Annotated in this window: 21 protein-coding genes; 10 read left to right on the top strand and 11 right to left on the bottom strand. The window is 58.1% G+C overall.

Annotated features, from left to right (window positions below):
- The 6 genes from SLH49_RS09425 to SLH49_RS09445 all read right to left on the bottom strand — a co-directional run bounded on the left by SLH49_RS09425 (nucleotide 1) and on the right by SLH49_RS09445 (nucleotide 5358).
- A complete protein-coding gene (locus SLH49_RS09425; RefSeq protein ID WP_320268912.1) occupies nucleotides 1-1212 on the bottom strand; it encodes an acetyl-CoA C-acetyltransferase in 1212 nt (403 codons plus the stop codon).
- A gap of 54 nt (nucleotides 1213-1266) precedes the next feature.
- On the bottom strand, nucleotides 1267-1656 hold the full coding sequence (gene yidD, locus SLH49_RS22325; protein ID WP_413785277.1) for a membrane protein insertion efficiency factor YidD: 390 nt from the start codon (nucleotides 1654-1656) through the stop codon (nucleotides 1267-1269).
- A 79-nt stretch (nucleotides 1657-1735) separates the two neighbouring features.
- Entirely contained in the window at nucleotides 1736-2365 is a 630-nt protein-coding gene (locus tag SLH49_RS09430; protein ID WP_320268913.1) for a glutathione S-transferase family protein, read from the bottom strand.
- Between the two features lie 78 nt (nucleotides 2366-2443).
- Nucleotides 2444-4222 carry an acyl-CoA dehydrogenase C-terminal domain-containing protein gene (locus tag SLH49_RS09435; RefSeq protein ID WP_320268914.1) on the bottom strand — a complete coding sequence of 593 codons (1779 nt, stop codon included), beginning with the start codon at nucleotides 4220-4222 and terminating at the stop codon, nucleotides 2444-2446.
- A 43-nt stretch (nucleotides 4223-4265) separates the two neighbouring features.
- Nucleotides 4266-4667, bottom strand: a complete 402-nt coding sequence (locus SLH49_RS09440) for a MerR family DNA-binding transcriptional regulator (protein WP_320268915.1) — start codon at nucleotides 4665-4667, stop codon at nucleotides 4266-4268.
- A gap of 322 nt (nucleotides 4668-4989) precedes the next feature.
- On the bottom strand, nucleotides 4990-5358 hold the full coding sequence (locus SLH49_RS09445; protein WP_320268916.1) for a MerR family DNA-binding transcriptional regulator: 369 nt from the start codon (nucleotides 5356-5358) through the stop codon (nucleotides 4990-4992).
- A 177-nt stretch (nucleotides 5359-5535) separates the two neighbouring features.
- On the opposite strand from SLH49_RS09445, the gene SLH49_RS09450 reads away from it, so the two are divergent.
- From SLH49_RS09450 to SLH49_RS09460, 3 genes are read left to right on the top strand one after another with little or no spacing between them, the layout of a single operon-like run.
- Nucleotides 5536-5976 (top strand): PaaI family thioesterase, encoded by a 441-nt coding sequence (locus SLH49_RS09450; RefSeq protein ID WP_320268917.1) that lies wholly within the window; start codon nucleotides 5536-5538, stop codon nucleotides 5974-5976.
- Entirely contained in the window at nucleotides 5973-6467 is a 495-nt protein-coding gene (locus SLH49_RS09455; protein ID WP_320268918.1) for a PaaI family thioesterase, read from the top strand. The genes SLH49_RS09450 and SLH49_RS09455 overlap by 4 nt, the downstream gene beginning before the upstream one ends.
- Nucleotides 6460-7797, top strand: a complete 1338-nt coding sequence (locus SLH49_RS09460) for an MATE family efflux transporter (RefSeq protein ID WP_320268919.1) — start codon at nucleotides 6460-6462, stop codon at nucleotides 7795-7797. The genes SLH49_RS09455 and SLH49_RS09460 overlap by 8 nt, the downstream gene beginning before the upstream one ends.
- On the opposite strand, the gene SLH49_RS09465 is transcribed toward SLH49_RS09460, so the two are convergent.
- Together SLH49_RS09465 and SLH49_RS09470 are read right to left on the bottom strand one after the other, a co-directional pair.
- Nucleotides 7774-8826, bottom strand: coding sequence for a quinone-dependent dihydroorotate dehydrogenase (locus SLH49_RS09465; RefSeq protein WP_320268920.1), 1053 nt, complete (start codon nucleotides 8824-8826; stop codon nucleotides 7774-7776). The genes SLH49_RS09460 and SLH49_RS09465 overlap by 24 nt on opposite strands.
- Nucleotides 8823-9155 carry a DUF952 domain-containing protein gene (locus SLH49_RS09470; RefSeq protein ID WP_320268921.1) on the bottom strand — a complete coding sequence of 111 codons (333 nt, stop codon included), beginning with the start codon at nucleotides 9153-9155 and terminating at the stop codon, nucleotides 8823-8825. Before SLH49_RS09470 ends, SLH49_RS09465 begins: the two co-directional genes overlap by 4 nt.
- Before the next feature lie 151 nt (nucleotides 9156-9306).
- Here SLH49_RS09470 and SLH49_RS09475 point away from each other — a divergent pair, with 151 nt between their 5' ends.
- On the top strand, nucleotides 9307-10869 hold the full coding sequence (locus SLH49_RS09475) for a bifunctional metallophosphatase/5'-nucleotidase (RefSeq protein WP_320268922.1): 1563 nt from the start codon (nucleotides 9307-9309) through the stop codon (nucleotides 10867-10869).
- Nucleotides 10870-10963: 94 nt separating this feature from the next.
- Here the strand turns inward: SLH49_RS09475 and SLH49_RS09480 are convergent, their stop codons facing one another.
- Genes SLH49_RS09480 through SLH49_RS09490 form a run of 3 tightly spaced genes read right to left on the bottom strand, consistent with a single transcriptional unit; the run spans nucleotide 10964 to nucleotide 12104 of the window.
- Nucleotides 10964-11377, bottom strand: a complete 414-nt coding sequence (locus SLH49_RS09480) for an SRPBCC domain-containing protein (RefSeq protein ID WP_320268923.1) — start codon at nucleotides 11375-11377, stop codon at nucleotides 10964-10966.
- Entirely contained in the window at nucleotides 11374-11694 is a 321-nt protein-coding gene (locus SLH49_RS09485; RefSeq protein ID WP_320268924.1) for a metalloregulator ArsR/SmtB family transcription factor, read from the bottom strand. The genes SLH49_RS09480 and SLH49_RS09485 overlap by 4 nt, the downstream gene beginning before the upstream one ends.
- Entirely contained in the window at nucleotides 11691-12104 is a 414-nt protein-coding gene (locus SLH49_RS09490; RefSeq protein ID WP_320268925.1) for a hypothetical protein, read from the bottom strand. Before SLH49_RS09490 ends, SLH49_RS09485 begins: the two co-directional genes overlap by 4 nt.
- A 253-nt stretch (nucleotides 12105-12357) precedes the next feature.
- Between SLH49_RS09490 and SLH49_RS09495 the strand changes: the two genes are divergently transcribed.
- The 6 genes from SLH49_RS09495 (at nucleotide 12358) to SLH49_RS09520 (ending at nucleotide 19047) form a co-directional block, all read left to right on the top strand.
- Nucleotides 12358-12942 carry an ANTAR domain-containing response regulator gene (locus SLH49_RS09495; RefSeq protein WP_320237700.1) on the top strand — a complete coding sequence of 195 codons (585 nt, stop codon included), beginning with the start codon at nucleotides 12358-12360 and terminating at the stop codon, nucleotides 12940-12942.
- Entirely contained in the window at nucleotides 12939-14084 is a 1146-nt protein-coding gene (locus SLH49_RS09500; protein ID WP_320268926.1) for a CmpA/NrtA family ABC transporter substrate-binding protein, read from the top strand. The genes SLH49_RS09495 and SLH49_RS09500 overlap by 4 nt, the downstream gene beginning before the upstream one ends.
- Nucleotides 14085-14334: 250 nt before the next feature.
- Complete coding sequence (locus SLH49_RS09505) at nucleotides 14335-15705, top strand: CmpA/NrtA family ABC transporter substrate-binding protein (RefSeq protein WP_320268927.1); 1371 nt, start codon at nucleotides 14335-14337, stop codon at nucleotides 15703-15705.
- Between the two features lie 77 nt (nucleotides 15706-15782).
- Nucleotides 15783-16856 (top strand): ABC transporter permease, encoded by a 1074-nt coding sequence (locus SLH49_RS09510; RefSeq protein ID WP_320268928.1) that lies wholly within the window; start codon nucleotides 15783-15785, stop codon nucleotides 16854-16856.
- A 5-nt stretch (nucleotides 16857-16861) separates the two neighbouring features.
- The gene (locus SLH49_RS09515; protein ID WP_320268929.1) at nucleotides 16862-18565 is read left to right on the top strand and encodes an ABC transporter ATP-binding protein; all 1704 of its coding nucleotides are present in this window, start codon (nucleotides 16862-16864) and stop codon (nucleotides 18563-18565) included.
- Between the two features lie 65 nt (nucleotides 18566-18630).
- Nucleotides 18631-19047 (top strand): globin domain-containing protein, encoded by a 417-nt coding sequence (locus SLH49_RS09520; RefSeq protein WP_320268930.1) that lies wholly within the window; start codon nucleotides 18631-18633, stop codon nucleotides 19045-19047.
- Nucleotides 19048-19052 lie beyond the last annotated feature (5 nt).

Raw genomic sequence — 19052 nt, forward strand, 5'->3', positions numbered from 1 at the left:
CTACACGCGTTCGATAATCGTTGCCGCCCCCATACCAGATGCAATGCAGAGTGTCGCGAGGCCTGTACCCTGACCGGTGCGTTCTAGCTCATCCAGCAGCGTGCCGATGATTATCGCGCCGGTTGCGCCCAAAGGATGGCCCATCGCGATAGAGCCGCCATTGACATTGACCTTGCTGTCATCGACGTCAAAACGCTGCATGAAACGCAGCACGACAGAAGCGAAGGCTTCGTTCACTTCGAAGAGGTCGATGTCGCTGATGCTCATCCCGCTATCAGCCATGATCTTTTCAGTCACGGGTACTGGGCCCGTTAGCATGATTGTTGGGTCCGTGCCGATCTTTGCGGTGGCCTTGATCCGCGCACGTGGTTTGATGCCGTGGGCTTCGCCCCATTCCTTGTTGGCGATCAGCACACCTGCTGCACCGTCCACAATGCCCGAAGAGTTCCCCGCATGGTGGATGTGGTTGATCTTCTCCAGATGTGGGTACTTCATCAACGCAACTTTGTCGAAGCCGGGCATCACCTCACCCATCTGCTGGAACGACGCACTCAATGACCCGAGAGCCTGCATATCGGTGCCAGGGCGCATGTATTCATCGTTGTCGAGAATAGTCAGGCCGTTGATATCCTTGACCGGCACGATGGATTTTTCGAACCGGTTGTCTTCCCAGGCAGCGGCGGCACGTTTCTGGCTTTCAACGGCCAGTGCGTCGGCGTCATCGCGCGTGAACCCGTATTCGGTCGCGATGATATCGGCCGAGATGCCCTGCGGGACGAAATACGTCTCCATGGCGATGGATGGGTCCACGGCAATCGCGGCGCCATCCGAGCCCATGGCGACACGGCCCATCATCTCGACACCGCCAGCGATATAGGCCTGACCGGCCCCACCCTTGACCTGGTTGGCGGCGAGGTTCACGGCTTCCATGCCGGAGGCGCAGAAACGGTTGATCGCAAGGCCCGGGATGCGCTCATCCAGATCGGAGGCCAGAACAGCCGTGCGCGCCAGACAACCACCCTGTTCGCCAACCTGCGTGACATTCCCCCAGATCACGTCTTCCACGACGTGACCCTCAAGATTGTTACGCGCTTTCAGCTCGTTCAGCACGCCAGCAGACAGGCGCGCGGACGTCACCTCGTGCAGGCTGCCGTCCTTGCGGCCCTTGCCGCGCGGCGTGCGCACGGCGTCGTAGATATAGGCTTCGGTCATGAAGTCCTCCGTTCAATTAAGTCAGAATTCGTGTTCTTTGCGTTGGGGTAGCCGCTAGCCGCAACTGCAGACTTCACAACCGCTAGCGGGACAATCGCCTGGGCTGCAATCGCTACCCCCTTTGCCAGCACCCGGTCTGCAATCACCGGGCCCGCAGCCGCTGCAGCAATCGGTCCAGTGAAACCAGCCTTCTTTCTTACGGCGCTTGCGGTTCTTTTTCGGTTCTTCGTCACGCAGTGTGAAATGCGCGGCCTTGCAGTCGCGGAATCTGTTCCGGATATGTGGGATTGCGCCAAATGCACCATGCTCTTGAATGGCCTGTTTGGCATATCCTGAGCAGCCGGTTCCACCGTGCAGAACAGAATAGGCGCAGCGAAACCCTTTGCGTGGCGAGATATAGGTTTGATATATCCAAATGCCGCCCAGGGCTGCCCGTCCAAGCATAATTGCCGTCCTTTCAAACGAGGCGCAGCTTTGACCAACCGGGATGTTTTGGAAAGCCTTGATATGTGTCTACTTTCGTTCATGCAGGCAATGCGCGGGGCATCAGATCATAAGGATGTTTCCAGCTGGGCTGGGCCGCGATGCGGTCGAGCCAGGCGTCCATATTCGGATACTGTTTACGGTCGAGGGTGAAGTCTTCTTCATAGAACAGGTAGCCACAGCAGGCGATGTCGGCGATCGTGATCTCGTCGCTGGCGAGCCAGTCGCGACCCGCAAGCTGGGCCTCAAGAACCTTGACGGCTGAGGCTAGGCGCATGGCCATGAAGGCATTCACATCCGCATTGCGTTTCTCTTCAGGTAGGAAGTTCATGTTGAAACGCAATGGGCCAGCCACGCCCGACACTTTGTGATTGTCAAAGAACATCCAGCGCAGCACTTCGCGCCGTTCCGCAGCGGATTTTCCACCGAGCTTGCCAGTTTTTGAGCTGACATAGTCCTGAATAACGCCGGATTGGGTCAGGACCGTGTCGCCATCTTCCAGTACCGGCACTTCCGCCATGACGGTCAGCGCCTTGAACTCCGGCGACCTTGTGGCGCCTTTGAAAAAATCCACGAAAACGGGCTCCCACGCCTCGCCAGCGAGGGTCAGTGTCAAAGCTGCCTTGTAAGCGTTTCCGCTTTCGCCAAAGCAATGCAGTTTCATGGACATATGAAAGGCCTCCCCAACCAATCAGTGACGCAAGGGGCGTCGGCAGAGGGCGCGATTGCCGCGCCCTCCTCGATCAGCTTAGAAGTTTGCTGCTTCCAGCGCCATCACAGTATCGGCACCGGTGTTGATCCGGGCCAGATGCATAGATGTGGCTGGCAGTTGGCGTGCCATGTAGTAGCGGCCCGTCGCGATCTTGGTTTCGTAGAACTCGGTGTCGGACGCGCCGCCTTCCAGCGCTTCCATCGCTGCCTTCGCCATCCGCGCCCACATCAGGCCAAGGCAGACATGGCCCATCATGTGCATGAAGTCGTAGGAACCAGACAGTGCGTTATTCGGGTTCTTCATGCCGTTCTGCATGAAATACATCCCGGCGGCCTGCAGGTCCTTTGACGCGGCTTTGAGCGGGTCAAGGAAGTCAGCCTTCAGCGCCTCATTGCCTTCGTTTTCCTTGATGAAGGTCTTCACCATCTCAAAGAACGCCATGACATGCTTGCCACCGTCCTGCGCGAGCTTGCGGCCCACGAGGTCGAGCGCCTGAATGCCGTTGGCACCTTCATAGATCATCGCGATCCGGGCGTCGCGGGCATATTGGGACATGCCCCATTCTTCGATATAACCATGGCCGCCATAGACCTGCTGGGCAGCGGTCGCATACTCAAAGCCCTTGTCGGTCAGGAAGCCCTTAATGACAGGCGTCATCAATGAGATCAGGCCGTCCGCATCCTTGTCGTCGTTCTTATGGGCCTGGTCGATCAGCATCGCACCCCAATAGGTGAGGGCGCGGGCACCTTCGACAAAGCTCTTCTGATCCATCAGGTTGCGGCGGATATCGGGATGCACGATCAGCGGATCGGCGGGTCCGTCTGGGTTCTTGGCACCCGTCACATCGCGGCCCTGCAGACGATCATTGGCGTAAGCCACAGCGTTCTGGTAAGCGCTTTCTGCCTGCGCGTAGCCCTGCAGGCCCACACCCAGACGCGCCTCGTTCATCATCGTGAACATCGCGCGCATGCCCTTGTGCTCTTCACCGACGAGGAAACCTGTCGCCTCGTCGTAGTTCATCACACAGGTTGAATTCCCGTGGATGCCCATCTTTTCTTCGATCTTGCCGCAGGCGACGCCATTGCGCTGACCGAGGCTGCCATCATCATTGACCATGAACTTGGGCACGATGAAGAGCGACACACCCTTGATCCCCTCGGGCCCGCCTTGGATCTTCGCCAGAACAAGGTGGATGATGTTGTCGGCCATGTCGTGTTCGCCAGCCGAGATAAAGATCTTCTGGCCCGAAATCTTGTAGGACCCGTCGCCATTCGGCACAGCCTTCGTGCGCATCAGGCCCAGATCGGTGCCGCAATGCGGCTCGGTCAGGTTCATCGTGCCGGTCCATTCGCAGGACACCATCTTGGGCAGGTATTTCTGTTTCTGGTCTTCAGAGCCATGCGCATAGATCGCTGAATAGGCGCCATGTGTTAGGCCCTGATACATGTTAAACGCCATATTGGCGGAAACGAACGGCTCCTGAGCGGCGGTATGCATGACATAAGGCAAGCCTTGACCGCCATACTCAGGGTCGCAGTCCATGGCGGTCCAGCCGCCCTCTTTCATCTGCTCGAAGGCTTCGCTAAAGCCTTTGGGGGTACGGACGACGCCGTTTTCAAGCACACACCCTTCCGTGTCGCCCACAACGTTCAGCGGGTGCAGCACTTCCATCGCGACCTTGCCAGCTTCTTCTACAACGGCGCCTGTGAACTCGCGATCGAGGTCGTCAAAGCCTGGGATATCCTGTTCGCTGACGCGCAAAAGGTCGTGCAGAACGAATTGGATGTCTTTAACAGGGGCGTGGTAGATCGGCATCTGGTGTCTCTCCGTTTCAACATTTGGGCGTCGCGCCCGAATTTCAGGCCGCGACGGTTTTTGCCTTGGCCAGTTGGGAAAGCTTGTCAGCGCCCCAGGCCATTTGTTCTTTCAGTTCGGTGATCGCCTCTTCCAACTCGGCCTTCTGGGCTTCCATGTCAGAAAGGTGCTTTTCGGCAAGCTCGTAGGTTTTGGCAAGCTGAGTCTCTTGCCCGTCATCCATATGATACAGGTCAAGCAGCTGGCGGATTTCTTCCAAAGAGAAGCCAAAGCGCTTGCCGCGCAGGATCAGCTTCAGGCGGGCGCGGTCGCGCTTTGTAAACAGGCGTTTCTGCCCTTCGCGAATGGGGAACAGCAATTCCTTGGCTTCATAGAAGCGCAGGGTGCGTGGTGTTACTTCAAATGCGTCACACATTTCGCGAATATTCAGCGTCTCAGTCGTCATTGTTACATTCCTTATGCGTGTTTCGAATGGCCCGCACTTGAGGAACTCGGACGCACCATACAAGCAAAGCTGACGTTAACGTAAACGGAACGTGGCGTCATTTGACGGCTGACGAAAGGTCAGCAAACCGGACGCTAGGTCAGGCGAAATAAAAAAACTGGGAAAAATTTCATTTCTTCCCCACAAACGTTTTGAATAGGGGTTTGAAGTGCTGTGAGTCTTAGTTTTTATGGCGAAAATGACATGAGATTGGTCGCAATTGTGATGTGTCTAGCGCTTAAGCTGACGGGGATGTGAGGCTCAATCGGACAGCGACCTTACGTCAGCCGAGGGTCTTTGCAGTCTCATCGCGCAGGGCCTGCAGCTCTTGCATGGTCTCTTCGAGCTGCTTTTTCTGTTCGGTCAATTCGATCATCTGGCGATCGGCGAGGCTGATCCACTCGCGCATCTGCGCCTCGGTTCCTTCTTTTTCGTAGATCATCAGCCATTGGCGAATGTCTTCGAGCGCGAAACCAAAGCGGCGGCCACGCAGGATCAGCGTCATACGCGCGAGTTCACGCGGGCCATAAAAGCGGGACCGGCCCTCCTTTTCGGGCTGTAGCAATTCGATATATTCGTAATAGCGCAAGGTCCGTGGCGTGACATCGAATTCCGCGCACATCTCTTTGAATGTCAGACGTTTTTCAGACATTACGACCTCCCTTTTCGTAGCGTAACGCCAACAGAAGTGCGGGGCAACCGCAGGATGTGACATGCGTTCACACAATGTCACACGGGCACGTACCTTTGCCGTGGTCAGCGGCTGACCAATATGGAATACCCTAAGAAAAGTGCCGTTCTGGCACCGCCAAAGCTGATAAGGATCGCCATGGCAGATGATCAAAAGACCCGTCGCGACAAGATTGCACGCCAGTTTATCGCGGCCATTCCGCATGCGCAGGAACTCGGCATGCAGATGACCGAAATCGGGGATGGCAAGGCGGTGATCACGATGGACTATGACACGCGCCTCGTCGGCGATCCTGAGACTGGCGTCATTCATGGAGGAGCGGTTTCTGCGCTAATGGATACATGTGCGGGTGCCGCCGTGATGGCGCATCCCGCAGCGGCTATTGCGACAGCGACGCTGGATCTGCGGATTGATTACATGCGCTCCGCAACGCCGGGTGAGCGGATTACGGCGACAGCCGAATGCTACCATGTGACACGCTCGGTCGCGTTCATTCGCGCGACGGCAGTGGATGCCGACCCGGACCGGCCCGTGGCAACAGCAACAGGTGCGTTCACAATCGAAAGGGCCACAAGATGAACCGCCCCGAACCTGTCCAGGTGATCAAGCAGCGACGGGATGCAATGCTGGACCGATTGATCGGCGGCGTGCCCTACATCCAGTTCCTAGGTATCTGCTTTGATCGCCGGGGCGATGAGCTCACCGGTGTCCTGCCTTATGCGGATAAGCTGATCGGCAATCCTACATTACCGGCTTTGCATGGTGGCGTTACTGCAGCCTTTCTTGAGGTGACGGCCATTATCGAACTCAGTTGGGCTATGATCTGGGAAGATATGGAGAGCGGCAAGCTCGACCCGGATGCGGAGCTGCGCCCGAAGCTGCCCAAGACAATCGACTTTACCGTGGATTACCTCCGCTCAGGTCTGCCGCGAGATGCCTATGCGCGTGCGCGGATCAATCGCTCTGGTCGGCGTTATGCCTCCGTTCATGTGGAGGCGTGGCAGGACAATCGCACCCGGCTTTTTGCCCAAGGCACTGGCCATTTCCTGATGCCGCAACGCAATGGCTGAGACCGCGCTGACCCATCGCAGAGTGCTGGCTATCGCGCTGCCGATTGTGCTGTCTAACGCGACGGTGCCGATCTTGGGGGTCGTCGATACCGCGGTCGTCGGGCAATTGGGTACGGCGGCGCCAATCGGTGCGGTAGGAATTGGCGCGATCATTCTGCCGGCCATCTATTGGGTCTTCGGGTTTTTGCGCATGGGGACCACCGGTCTTACGTCTCAGGCGGCTGGTGCGGGGGATGCGGATGAGGCGCAGGCGCTCTTGTCGCGCGCGCTATTGATCGGGCTGACGGCCGGTGCCGTGATCATCGCCACACAAATCCCGCTTTTCGCGGGTGCTTTCTGGGTGTCACCGGCCAGTGCGGAAGTTGAGACGCTGGCGCGAGACTACATGATGATCCGCGTTTGGTCAGCGCCCGCAACCATCGCGCTTTATGGAATCACCGGTTGGCTGATCGCACAGGAACGCACACGGGCGGTGCTGGCCATTCAAGTCCTGATGAACGGGGCCAATATCGCGCTCAGCTTCTATCTAGGGTTGGAGCTTGGCTGGGGCGTCAACGGCGTCGCCTGGGCCACATTCATCGCGGAATGGGGTGGCCTGTTGCTAGGGCTCTATCTCTGTCGTGATGTATTTGCGGGGGCCGCCTGGCGTTCGGCGGCGCGGGTCTTTGATATGGCCCGTCTGAAACACATGGCAGTTGTGAACACTGACATCCTGATCCGCTCGGTGCTGTTACAAGCGATTTTTGTCAGCTTCCTCCTCTACGGGTCCGACTTTGGCAATGCGCAATTGGCCGCGAACCAGATCCTGATGCAATTCCTGCATGTGACCGCCTATGCGTTGGACGGTTTCGCCTTTGCGGCCGAGGCGCTGGTGGGACAGGCGCTGGGCGCACGGGCGCGGGCCGCGTTGCGGCGCAGCGCATTGCTCAGTTCGCTTTGGGGGGCGGGGATTTGTGCTGTCTTGTCGCTGTCATTTGCCCTGTTCGGTCCCGCGATTATCGGCGTGATGACAACATCGGTCGAGGTGCGAGAGACCGCTAACACTTATCTTCCTTATATGATCGCCGCCCCGATCATTGGTGTGGCGGCCTGGATGCTGGATGGGATTTTCATCGGGGCAACGCGGACCACCGATATGCGCAACATGATGATCTTGTCGACGATCGTCTATTTCGCCACCGTTATTCCACTGATGGCGGCCTATGGCAATCACGGGCTTTGGCTGGGTTTGCTGATCAGCTTTGTGGTGCGCGGCGCTACCTTAGGGTGGAAGTATCCCGCGCTGGAGGCAGAGGCGGATACACCGTCAAAGCCAGTCGCTGCGACCTGACCGGACCGCCTCGGCGACATTTGCAAATCCGTCGCGTGCAAGCAGTTGGTCGAGCCCTTTGGCAATATTGCCGACCAATGACAGGCCACTATAAACCAATGCGGTATACAACTGGACCGCTGACGCGCCTGCGCGGATCTTCTGATAGGCCTGCTCGGCGCTGCCAACGCCACCCACGCCAATGATCGGCAGATCAGTCAGGGTCGAGAGTTGTGCAAGCACCCGCGTTGATTTCTCAAAGAGCGGTTGGCCAGACAAGCCACCGGCCTCAGCCCGATGCGGGCCATGCAGGCCGTCGCGGTCCAATGTTGTGTTGGTCGCGATGATCCCTGCAATGCGAGCGGCATTCGCGACCTCGGCCACTTCCGCGATCTCGTCAACCGTCAGGTCAGGCGCGATCTTCAGGAATACCGGGATCGGATTGGTCAGTGCTGCACGTGCCTGCATGACGCCGTCAAGCAAAGCCGCCAACGCCGCCTTGCCCTGCAGATCACGCAGCTTTTCCGTGTTTGGGGAGGAGACATTGACCGTGGCAAAGTCGACCTCCGCGCCGCACCGCGCCAGCACCGTCGCAAAGTCTTGCGCCTTGTCGGTGCTGTCTTTGTTCGCACCAAGGTTCAGGCCGATCACCGTACCTTTGGGCCGCTTGGCAAGCCGCTCTGCAATCGCCTCCATCCCGTCATTGTTGAAACCAAAGCGATTGATCGCCGCCCCGTCTTGCGACAGCCGAAAGAGGCGCGGTTTAGGGTTCCCCGGTTGCGGGCGGGGTGTCGCTGCTCCAACCTCCAGGAAACCGAAACCCGTTTTGGCCAGCGCATGCAGTGCGGTTGCGTTTTTGTCGAACCCTGCGGCGAGGCCCACCGGGTTGGGCAATTCCATCCCGGCCAAATGCGTGCGCAACCGATCCGATGTCACAGCTCCGCCGCGCGGCCCTAGCCCCGCGTTTAATGCCTTTAACGCCAGCCCGTGGGCCGTTTCCGGGTCAATCCGGCGCAGGGCCGTCAGGCCAACCCGTTCCAGGGCCTTCATGCTAAATCGGGAAACTGATGCACGCCATCCACCAGCGGCAGCGTCATGCTCCAAACCACGTCATCCATCTGTAACTTGCGGTAAAGATGCGGGAAGAGCATACTAGCCCGCGCAGGCTCCCATTTCAATGGCTCCAGCCCATCGGCTTCAACTGCCAGTAACATGAGGCCGTCGACTCCGGCAAAGTACTTTGCCGCCGTCTCTGCCACGGTCTCGGCGGTTGAAAAGTGGATATAGCCGTCGGTCACATCAATCGGCGCGCCGACAGTTTCGCCATCGGCCTGCAGCGTGGCCCATTCATCGGCGCGGAAAATCTTGTAAATCAGCATGCCCGCGTCATGGCGGCTCCACAAAAGATGGTCAAGCGGTTGCGTGCGGCAAAACTGACGTAAGGTCGGCCAACCAGTGCTGGCTAGCTGTTTGACTCTGTCAAAGTACGCCGCCAATCTTCGTACATTCCAACCTGGGGGACCCCATTCCATGAAAACAAGAATCCTGACAACCGCCTGCGCGCTGGCCATGACTGCGGGCATGGCGCAGGCCGACTACACATTGCACATCATTCACATCAACGATCTTCACAGCCGGATCGAGCCGATCAATCGCTTCGATTCGACCTGCAATGCGGAAGACAACGCCGCGGGCGAGTGTTTTGGCGGCGTCGCGCGTGTGATCACCAAGATCAACGAATTGCGCGAAGAGCTGGCGGGCGAGAATGTGATCGTGCTCGATGCGGGCGACCAGTATCAGGGCAGCCTGATGTACACGACCTATAAGGGTGATGTGGAAGCGGAATTTGCTGAACTGATCGGTTTTGACGCGATGGCCGTGGGCAATCATGAATTTGATGATGGTGACGAAGGGCTGCGCAAGCTGGCCGACAACGTCTCATTCCCGATCATTTCGGGCAATATTGACGTATCGCAGTCGAATGTGCTGGCGGGACAGATCGAAAACCACGTTGTGCTCGAAGTGGGCGGTGAGCGTATCGGTATCGTCTCAGCCCTGGCTGCGGACACCGTCGAGACCTCCAGCCCGTCTGATGCCGTCATCTTCAAAGATGAGGTGGAAAGCCTCGCTGCCGATGTGGCCATGCTTGAGGCGGAAGGTGTCACCAAGATCATCGCCCTAAACCACGTGGGGGTGGACAAGGATCGAATGATTGCGACCGAAGTTGCTGGCCTTGACGCCGTTGTCGGTGGGCATTCCCATACGCTCTTCTCCAATACGGACGAAGACGGTCTCGACTACCCGATGATGGTGGGTGATGTGCCTGTCGTGCAGGCCTATGCCTATTCCAAATATGTCGGGCATCTGACTTTGGAGTTCGACGCGGATGGCAATGTGACATCGGCGACCGGCGACACGATCCTGCTTGATGCCAGCGTCGCCGAAGATGCAGCCGCCGTGGCCCGTGTTGCTGAACTCGCCGGACCCATCGAAGAGATGAAGACGCGTGTGGTTGCTGAAGCAGCCGCCCCGATTGAGGGTGATCGTTCCGTCTGCCGCGCGATGGAATGCCCGATGGGTAACCTCGTGGCCGATGCGATGCTGGACCGTGTGAAGGATCAAGGCATCCAGATCGCGATCCAGAACGGTGGCGGCTTGCGTGCCTCCATCGACGCAGGTGAGATCACGATGGGCGAAGTGCTGACGGTGCTGCCTTTCCAGAACACGCTCTCAACGTTTGAAGTGAAGGGCGACGCAATTGTCGCAGCACTTGAAAACGGTGTCGGTCAGATTGAAGAGGGCGCGGGCCGCTTCCCGCAGGTAGCAGGCATGACCTTTACGGTTGATGCGGCTGCCGCGCCCGGATCGCGTGTATCTGACGTGATGGTGGGCGGCGCGCCGATTGATCTGGCTGCCGTCTACGGTGTCGTGTCGAACAACTACGTGCGCAACGGCGGCGACGGTTATTCGATGTTCGAAGATGCGATGAATGCCTACGATTACGGCCCGGATCTGGCGGATGTGACTGCTGAATTCATTGCAGCGAATGCACCTTACAGCCCTTACACGGACGGTCGTATTACGATGAAGTAAGCCGCAAGGGCTTACCAGAAAACGCGCCGCAAATGCTGCGGCGCGTTTTTTTTTGAAGTTGAGGCGTGGTCGTGTGGTGGTTTTGCGGACCGGTCTATGCGGCGTGAACCGATTTTCGCATCCGGGCCAGATGATCATCCCAACCCTCGTCAAGCGCGAGCATGAGCCCGAATGCCTCTTCCCCTTGTGGAAGGCCCTCATGGCGGAGTGATAACCGGGTACCTCCGGCGACCTCTTCCAATGCCCATTTCACCATGCTGGTCCGGTCACCCATTGGTTTGATCGTGAATGTGTATTCCAGACGGCGGAATGGCTCTGCGACCAGAACCTCACCCCACATCAGCCTGTCACCGCTTTCAACGCCGAACATTTCATAAGGTCCATCGACCAGAACGTTATTGGGTTTGTGAAACCAGATCGCCAGTTTCTCCGGCTCTGTCAGATAGGCCCAGACCTGCGCGGGCGTGGCTTTGAGGTAGATAGATTTTTCGAGCACGTTGTCGGTCATTGTCTGTCTTTCTCAATTTCGGATTTGAGGGTATCGAGGCGGCTATCCCAGAATGCATCGAAGTAGGTGAACCAGTCGAAAACGCCTTTCAGGCCAATTGGATTGAGCCTGTTGACGCGCGACCTGCCGTCAGTCTCGACCGAGATCAGATTGCCCTGGTCCAGAATAGTCAGGTGTTTCTTGACGGCGGCCCTGGTCATGTCGAAGTTTTCGGCCACTTCGGCAATTGTCATGTCCTGGCTGGCAAGCAGGCGCAGAATGCTACGTCGGGTCGGGTCGGCCAGCGCGCGAAACCCTAGTTGCTCTGGCTCTGTCATTGCTGGACCGGCAGAAAATCAAAGGCACCGTCCTGATAAAGGTAGGCGATGCATGGTGTATCCGACACACAGGCCGACACATGCGGCGTACCTGCCGCAATGCTGTAGTAAGAGCCTGGCCCGATTTTCCGCGCTGCTTCGGGATCGGCGTTGTCGAGGTAGTGGATCATTTCTCCCTCCAGCATCACGCCATGCATGTTGGCGGTTTTGACATGTGGCGGGCTGGGCAGCTTGACCAGCGCCTGATAAGGTTCTGTGAACCGGTCACCTTGCAAGGCGGCGAACGCGACGCCTTCAGGTGTGGCTTCCCATGCAAAGTCATCCGCGCCCAGCAGTTGGATCGGATCAGCGCCAGCATTGGTCGCGGCGAGGAGAATGGCGGCGATGGACGCCGAGATTGAACGTTTCATAATGACCTCCAATTGTGATACCTTTTGGTATCATTTATTTATGAAACCGAAAGGTATCATGTCAAGAGAGATGCTGAATCTTTCTTTGCCGCGCTCTGTTGTAAGCGCGTCCAAGGGCTTGGCGGTTTCGAATGCGCATGCCTGCTAGGCTTTCGTGGGGCGTCTGCACATTTTTTCAGCGAGTTTGCGGCGGGCGCGGATGATCAGCAGCGTCACCAATGCAGCCAGTCGGATGACCTGACAGATACGGGGCATGAGCGCGAACCTTCGTATCCTTGTTGTCGAACCTGACCAGAACCGCGTGCGTGAGATTGTGGACGCGCTCGGCGAAGCCGGCTGGCGCGACGTGAAGGCGTTGGGCAATGTCTCGGCCCTTGATCGGACCGTCAAAGACTTTGCCCCCGATATTGTTCTGATCGATTTGGCGAACCCGGATCGGGACATGCTGGAACACATCTCTTATGTAACCGAGACCGAAAAGCGGGCGGTTGCGCTCTTCGTCGATCAGACCGATGAGAACCTGACGCAGGCCGCGCTGAACGCGGGTGTCAGCGCCTATGTGGTCGATGGGCTGCAGATGAACCGGATCAAACCGGTGCTGGAAACGGCCATCGCGCGATTCAAGATCATGCGCCAGATGCAGTCGGAGCTTGACGCTGCCAAACAGGCATTGGAAGACCGCAAGACCATCGACCGCGCCAAGGGCATCCTAATGCGCCAGCGTGGCCTGACCGAAGATGAGGCCTATACGCTCTTGCGCAAGGCCGCGATGGATCAGGGCCGCAAGGTGATCGAAGTGGCGCAGGCGCTTGTGACGGCGGCGGATCTTTTGTCATGAGCGGAACAGTCTTGAATTGCGGCTATGTCCCGTTGGTGGATTGCGCGCCATTGGTGCTGGCCAAGGAACTGGGCTTCGCGGCGGAAGAGGGGCTTGACCTGAACCTTGTGCGCCAACCCTCCTGGTCGGCCTTGCGCGATATGCTGGCACTCGGCCATCTGGATGCCGCGCAAATGCTGTCGCCCATGTCCGTCGCGATGTCGATTGGCCTGGGCGGGTTGGCCGCGAAGATCGATACGCTGATGGTCCTGTCAGTCAACGGCACTGTCTTCGGGGTGTCAAACGCGGTGGCGGAGGCGCTTGGCCCCGTTCCCTTTGGCGACGCCAATGCGGTGCTGCACAAGATCGCCGCGCGCGACGGGGCGCCTTTGCGCATTGGCGTGCCGTTCCACTATTCCATGCACCGGCTGCTGTTGTCCTACTGGACCTCCGCTGCGCCCGATCTGCAGATTGAAGAAGTGACTGTACCACCGCCCCGCATGGCCGATGCAGTGGCTGACGGCCATGTGGACGCCTTCTGGGTGGGTGAGCCTTGGGGCAGCGTCGCGGTGGGGCGCGATGTGGCGCAATTGATGATGACGGGCCGCGATGTGTGGCAGTTCGCGCCCGAAAAGGTGCTGGCTGCCCGTCACGATTGGGTGGTTGAGAACGATGATACCGTGCGCCGCTTGATGCGCGCCGTCTTCCATGCCGCCAAATGGTTGGATGTGAAACGCAACAAGCCGCTTGCCGTTGAGATCTTAAGCCGCAGTGAGCATCTGAGCCTGCCTGCCGATCTGATTGATCCAGCCGTGAGCGGACATCTCTTGCCGCAAATAGGCGGTCATCCGGTTGAAGTGGAGCGGTTCCTGCAATTCCACAGATATGCTGCCAGCTTCCCCTGGCGCAGCCAGGCGGCCTGGATCGCGCATCAACTGGGGGCTGAGGGCGAAGACCTCGAAACCGCCAAGGCCTGCTTTCGGACCGATCTTTATCGCGCGAATCTGGCGGCGGTTGGGGCGGATATGCCCGGCGCATCTGAAAAAGTAGAGGGGTCCCTGCAGTTCGAAACCGCCGTCGCCTCCTCTCGCGGGCACATGATTCTTGCCCCTGATGCCTTTTTCGATGGCAGAACCTTTGATTATGCCGGGAAAGAGCGATGAATTTTTGGGCGTTCTCTGCATCGCCGCATGAAAAAATGCGGCAGCGCAGAATAACCATTGTCTGATCTGAACACGCTCGCAATGATGTTCGTGAAGGGCAATGTAGCCCGGTTTTCAGTATCCGCCGATGAAGGCGATACGACTTTAAGAGCAAAGCCGCTCGTATGGATCACGGACCTCCTCCCCCGTGACACATGCGTGCGGCTTTTTTGTTTTGCCCGGGTGCCGGGTCCGAGAAAGGAACCAACAGATGAAGACAAAACTTTCCCTGATGCTGGCAACGACCAGCCTGCTTGCCACAGCCGCCTCGGCGGAACTTCTCGATCTTGAGAAGGACGAACTGACCCTTGGCTTTATTAAGCTGACCGACATGGCGCCTTTGGCTGTTGCTTATGAGCTTGGCTATTTCGAGGATGAAGGCCTGTTCGTGACGCTTGAGGCGCAGGCGAACTGGAAAGTTTTGCTTGATGGCGTGATCAGCGGCCAGTTGGATGGTGCACATATGCTCGCCGGTCAGCCGCTCGCCGCGACCATCGGTTACGGGACCGAGGCGCATATCATCACGCCATTCTCGATGGACCTCAACGGCAACGGTATCACCGTTTCCAACGAAATCTGGGAAGAGATGAAGCCCAACGTGCCATTGATGGACGATGGTCGCCCGCAGCACCCGATCAGCGCCAGTGCATTGGCCCCGGTCGTTGAGGATTACAAGGATCAGGGCATTCCCTTCAACATGGGTATGGTCTTCCCCGTATCGACCCACAACTACGAAATCCGCTATTGGCTCGCCGCCGGTGGTTTGGAGCCAGGCTATTATTCGCCGCAGGATATCTCGGGCCAGATTGGCGCTGATGTGCTGTTGTCGGTGACGCCACCCCCTCAGATGCCCGCCACAATGGAAGCAGGCACAATCTATGGCTACGCCGTGGGTGAACCGTGGAACCAGCAAGCTGTGTTCAAGGGCATCGGCGTGCCGGTGATCACCGATTACGATATGTGGAAGAACAATCCTGAAAAGGTCTTCGGTATCACTGCAGAATTTGCCGAAGAGAACCCCAACACCACGCTGGCCCTGACCAAAGCATTGATCCGCGCGGCGATCTGGCTGGATGAAAACGACAACGCCAATCGGCCCGAGGCTGTCGAGATCCTGTCCCGCTCTGAATATGTGGGTGCGGATTATGACGTAATCGCCAACTCCATGACTGGCTTCTTCGAGTTCGAAAAAGGCGATGTACGCCCTGCGCCGGACTTTAACGTCTTCTTCCGCTACAACGCGACCTATCCGTTCTATTCCGACGCTATCTGGTACCTCACCCAGATGCGCCGCTGGGGCCAGATCGCGGAAACCAAGCCCGATGAGTGGTATTTTGAAACCGCTGCCGAGGTATACCGCCCCGATATCTATCTCGAAGCGGCACGCATGCTGGTCGATGAGGGCATGGCGAACGAAGCTGACTTCCCATGGGACAGCGACGGGTTCAAGGAACCGACCCCTGCCGCCGATATCATTGACGCCATTCCTTACGATGGCCGTCAGCCCAACGCCTATATCGATAGCCTGCCGATTGGTCTGAAGAGCGGTCAGACCGTCGTTGGTAGCGAAATCCAAGGCTGATCCTGACCGGCAGGGCGTCGCTCGCGCTTGCGCGCATCGCCCCGCCCGCCGTCCCGTCTTTTTCAAGGAACCTGATCATGACCGCAATTGACCCTGACACACTTGATGCCGAGGCCCGCCGCGCCCGGCGTTTCACCCGTATCAACAAGGCCGACACTTGGTTCCGGGTCCTTGGCCTGTCCTGGGTCACGCCGATCCTGAAGGCGATTGCGGGCGACAATCCGCGCGCGCAGGTCAAAGAACTCTGGCAGCTTCTGGGCGTACCTGTTTTCGCGATCATCGCGTTCCTTCTGGCCTGGGGCACGCTGGCCCCGCAGGTGCAGACGTCACTTGGCGCCGTGCCTGGCCCCGCTCAGGTGTGGGAACAGGTGGGTAACCTGCATGCCGACGCGCAGCGCGAGAAAGAAAAGGAAATTGCGTTCTATGAACGCCAGGACGCGCGCAATGCCGAGCATATCGCGAATGGCGATACCGACCGCGTGCGCGAACGGACTTACACCGGCAAACCAACCTATTACGACCAGATCTGGACCTCGATCAAAACGGTGTTCTTCGGGTTTCTAATTGCTTCAGTCGTGGCCATCCCTCTCGGCATCGCTGCTGGCCTCTCGGTCACTGCAAATGCGGCGTTGAACCCGTTGATCCAGATCTTCAAACCGGTCTCACCACTGGCATGGTTGCCGATTGTGACGATGATCGTCTCGGCTGTTTACACCAGCAATGACGGCATGTTCTCCAAATCCTTCCTGATCTCGGCCATCACCGTGACGCTCTGCTCACTCTGGCCAACGCTGATTAACACCGCCTTGGGCGTGAGCAGCATCGACAAGGACCTTGTGAGCGTCAGCCGCGTGCTGAAAATGAATACCTGGACCAAGATCACGAAACTGGTGCTGCCGTCCGCATTGCCTTTGATTTTCACAGGGTTACGCCTGTCGCTCGGTGTCGGCTGGATGGTGCTGATCGCCGCTGAAATGCTCGCGCAAAACCCCGGCCTCGGCAAATTCGTCTGGGATGAGTTCCAGAACGGGTCCTCACAATCCCTCGCCCGGATCATGGTTGCCGTCTTCACCATCGGGATCATCGGCTTCCTCCTGGACCGTGTGATGTATGCCCTGCAATCCATGTTCACATTCTCGAACAATCGGTGATCGTGATGAGCTTTCTTGAACTCAAAAACGTCTCAAAAAGTTATGGCGAGGGCACAAGTGCGGCCCATGTCCTGAACGACATCAATCTGAGCGTAGAGGAGGGCGAGTTCCTCGTCCTCCTCGGCTTCTCGGGCACTGGCAAGACAACCCTCATCAATCTGATGGCGGGGCTGGAGATGCCGACGAAGGGGAAGGTCACGTTCAAGGGCGCGCCGGTCAAGGAACCGGGCCGCGAACGGGGCGTGATCTTTCAAAGCTATTCGCTAATGCCTTGGCTGACAGTGAACGGAAATGTCGGGCTCGCCGTCGATACGATCTACCCCGATCTCAGCAAGGCCGAGCGCGCCGCGAAGGTGGCGCATTACGTCAAAATGGTGGGGCTGAGCCACGCCACAACGCGCCGCCCGGCGGAGCTTTCGGGCGGGATGCGTCAGCGTGTCAACGTCGCCCGTGCCTTGGCGATGAACCCGGAAATGCTGCTGCTGGATGAGCCACTTTCGGCGCTTGACGCGCTCACCCGCGCCAATCTGGCCGATGAGATTGAGCATATTTGGGAGGCCGACAAAAAGACCTGTGTGCTGATCACCAATGATGTGGACGAGGCGATCATTCTGGCCGACCGGATCATCGCGCTGAACCCTGACGGCACGTTGGGGCAGGAATTCAAGGTCGATATCGCCCGCCCACGTGACAGGATGGCGATGAACCACAACGAGACGTTCAAGCGGCTGCGCGCGGATGTGACCAACTACCTGATGGATGTGGGTATCGCGGCCAAGGTCGAGGGGACACGGCAATTGCCCGATGTTACGCCGATCCATGGTGTGCCCACCGCCGTGGCCGAGGCGCAGAAAGGCATGATCGAGGAACGCTTCCTCGACTTCTCGCAACTTCACAAGGTCTATCCGACGCCCAAGGGGCCGCTGACGGTGGTGGAGGACTTTGATCTGAAGATTAACAAAGGCGAGTTCATCAGCCTCATTGGTCATTCGGGCTGCGGCAAGTCTACGGTGCTGACGATGGCGGCGGGTCTGAATGAGATCAGCAAAGGCGCGATCAAGCTGGATGGCCGCCATGTGGAAGGCGCTGACCCGGAACGCGCGGTGGTGTTCCAGTCGCCCAACCTGTTCCCATGGCTAACAGCTAAAGAGAATGTGGCGATTGGTGTGGACAAGGTCTATCCCAAGGCCAGCCAGGCTGAGCGGCAGGATGTTGTCGAATACTATCTTGAACGCGTCGGGCTGGCGGATGCGATGGACAAGGGCGCGGCTGACCTCTCAAACGGGATGAAGCAGCGTGTCGGGATCGCGCGTGCCTTCGCGTTGTCGCCGAAACTGCTGCTCTTGGACGAACCCTTCGGCATGCTCGACAGCCTCACGCGGTGGGAATTGCAGGAAGTGCTAATGGAGGTGTGGTCACGTACCAAGGTCACAGCCATCTGTGTGACCCATGACGTGGATGAGGCGATCCTGCTGGCCGACCGCGTGGTGATGATGACGAACGGACCACAGGCGACCATCGGTAAAATCACGGACGTCAATTTGCCGCGGCCGCGCAGCCGCAAGGCGCTGCTCGAACACCCCGATTACTACAATTACCGCCAAGAGGTGCTTGATTTCCTTGAGGAATACGAGCATGGCGCGAAACCGAAATCCGCAGCATCCAATGGTGATCAGGCTGCAAAGCCCAAAGCAATTGCGGCGGAGTAAGAAAATGGAAAGAAATTCTCAACACTCTTGCCCCACTCTGCGCCCGACAGCGCAGGAGCAGTGGCATGACACCCAATCAGATCGAAACGGTGAAGGACAGTTTTCAGCGGGTTGCACCAGTTGCGTTGTCGCTATCGCTGACCTTTTATGCAGAGCTGTTTCGGATCGCGCCCAGCGTCCGGCCCTATTTCCCGTCAGAGATGCATTCCCAGCGGGTCAAACTGGTCGACACATTGTCGGCGGTGGTGTTGAACCTGCACCAGCTGCACGCGCTGAACGACACAATCGCGGGTCTTGCGAAACGTCACGTGGAATACGGGGCGCGGCCAGAGCATTTTGCACCGGTCGGGCACGCCCTGATTTACGCGCTCAAGCAAACAACGCCAAATGGTCTGACGCCCGTCGAGACAGAGGCATGGGTGGCTGCCTACGGCGAAATCACCGACATGATGGTGGATACGATGGTCAATTCCGCCGCATAGACCAA

Origin of the sequence: Cognatiyoonia sp. IB215446 (genome assembly GCF_033963825.1) — a bacterium.
Taxonomy (GTDB): domain Bacteria; phylum Pseudomonadota; class Alphaproteobacteria; order Rhodobacterales; family Rhodobacteraceae; genus Yoonia.

Excerpts from the sequence above, each read along its gene's own strand:
- SLH49_RS09425 (WP_320268912.1), bottom strand. The coding sequence starts at position 1,212 with ATGACCGAAGCCTATATCTACGACGCCGTGCGCACGCCGCGCGGCAAG.
- yidD (WP_413785277.1), bottom strand. The coding sequence starts at position 1,656 with ATGCTTGGACGGGCAGCCCTGGGCGGCATTTGGATATATCAAACCTAT.
- SLH49_RS09430 (WP_320268913.1), bottom strand. The coding sequence starts at position 2,365 with ATGTCCATGAAACTGCATTGCTTTGGCGAAAGCGGAAACGCTTACAAG.
- SLH49_RS09435 (WP_320268914.1), bottom strand. The coding sequence starts at position 4,222 with ATGCCGATCTACCACGCCCCTGTTAAAGACATCCAATTCGTTCTGCAC.
- SLH49_RS09440 (WP_320268915.1), bottom strand. The coding sequence starts at position 4,667 with ATGACGACTGAGACGCTGAATATTCGCGAAATGTGTGACGCATTTGAA.
- SLH49_RS09445 (WP_320268916.1), bottom strand. The coding sequence starts at position 5,358 with ATGTCTGAAAAACGTCTGACATTCAAAGAGATGTGCGCGGAATTCGAT.
- SLH49_RS09450 (WP_320268917.1), top strand. The coding sequence starts at position 5,536 with ATGGCAGATGATCAAAAGACCCGTCGCGACAAGATTGCACGCCAGTTT.
- SLH49_RS09455 (WP_320268918.1), top strand. The coding sequence starts at position 5,973 with ATGAACCGCCCCGAACCTGTCCAGGTGATCAAGCAGCGACGGGATGCA.
- SLH49_RS09460 (WP_320268919.1), top strand. The coding sequence starts at position 6,460 with ATGGCTGAGACCGCGCTGACCCATCGCAGAGTGCTGGCTATCGCGCTG.
- SLH49_RS09465 (WP_320268920.1), bottom strand. The coding sequence starts at position 8,826 with ATGAAGGCCCTGGAACGGGTTGGCCTGACGGCCCTGCGCCGGATTGAC.
- SLH49_RS09470 (WP_320268921.1), bottom strand. The coding sequence starts at position 9,155 with ATGCTGATTTACAAGATTTTCCGCGCCGATGAATGGGCCACGCTGCAG.
- SLH49_RS09475 (WP_320268922.1), top strand. The coding sequence starts at position 9,307 with ATGAAAACAAGAATCCTGACAACCGCCTGCGCGCTGGCCATGACTGCG.
- SLH49_RS09480 (WP_320268923.1), bottom strand. The coding sequence starts at position 11,377 with ATGACCGACAACGTGCTCGAAAAATCTATCTACCTCAAAGCCACGCCC.
- SLH49_RS09485 (WP_320268924.1), bottom strand. The coding sequence starts at position 11,694 with ATGACAGAGCCAGAGCAACTAGGGTTTCGCGCGCTGGCCGACCCGACC.
- SLH49_RS09490 (WP_320268925.1), bottom strand. The coding sequence starts at position 12,104 with ATGAAACGTTCAATCTCGGCGTCCATCGCCGCCATTCTCCTCGCCGCG.
- SLH49_RS09495 (WP_320237700.1), top strand. The coding sequence starts at position 12,358 with ATGAGCGCGAACCTTCGTATCCTTGTTGTCGAACCTGACCAGAACCGC.
- SLH49_RS09500 (WP_320268926.1), top strand. The coding sequence starts at position 12,939 with ATGAGCGGAACAGTCTTGAATTGCGGCTATGTCCCGTTGGTGGATTGC.
- SLH49_RS09505 (WP_320268927.1), top strand. The coding sequence starts at position 14,335 with ATGAAGACAAAACTTTCCCTGATGCTGGCAACGACCAGCCTGCTTGCC.
- SLH49_RS09510 (WP_320268928.1), top strand. The coding sequence starts at position 15,783 with ATGACCGCAATTGACCCTGACACACTTGATGCCGAGGCCCGCCGCGCC.
- SLH49_RS09515 (WP_320268929.1), top strand. The coding sequence starts at position 16,862 with ATGAGCTTTCTTGAACTCAAAAACGTCTCAAAAAGTTATGGCGAGGGC.
- SLH49_RS09520 (WP_320268930.1), top strand. The coding sequence starts at position 18,631 with ATGACACCCAATCAGATCGAAACGGTGAAGGACAGTTTTCAGCGGGTT.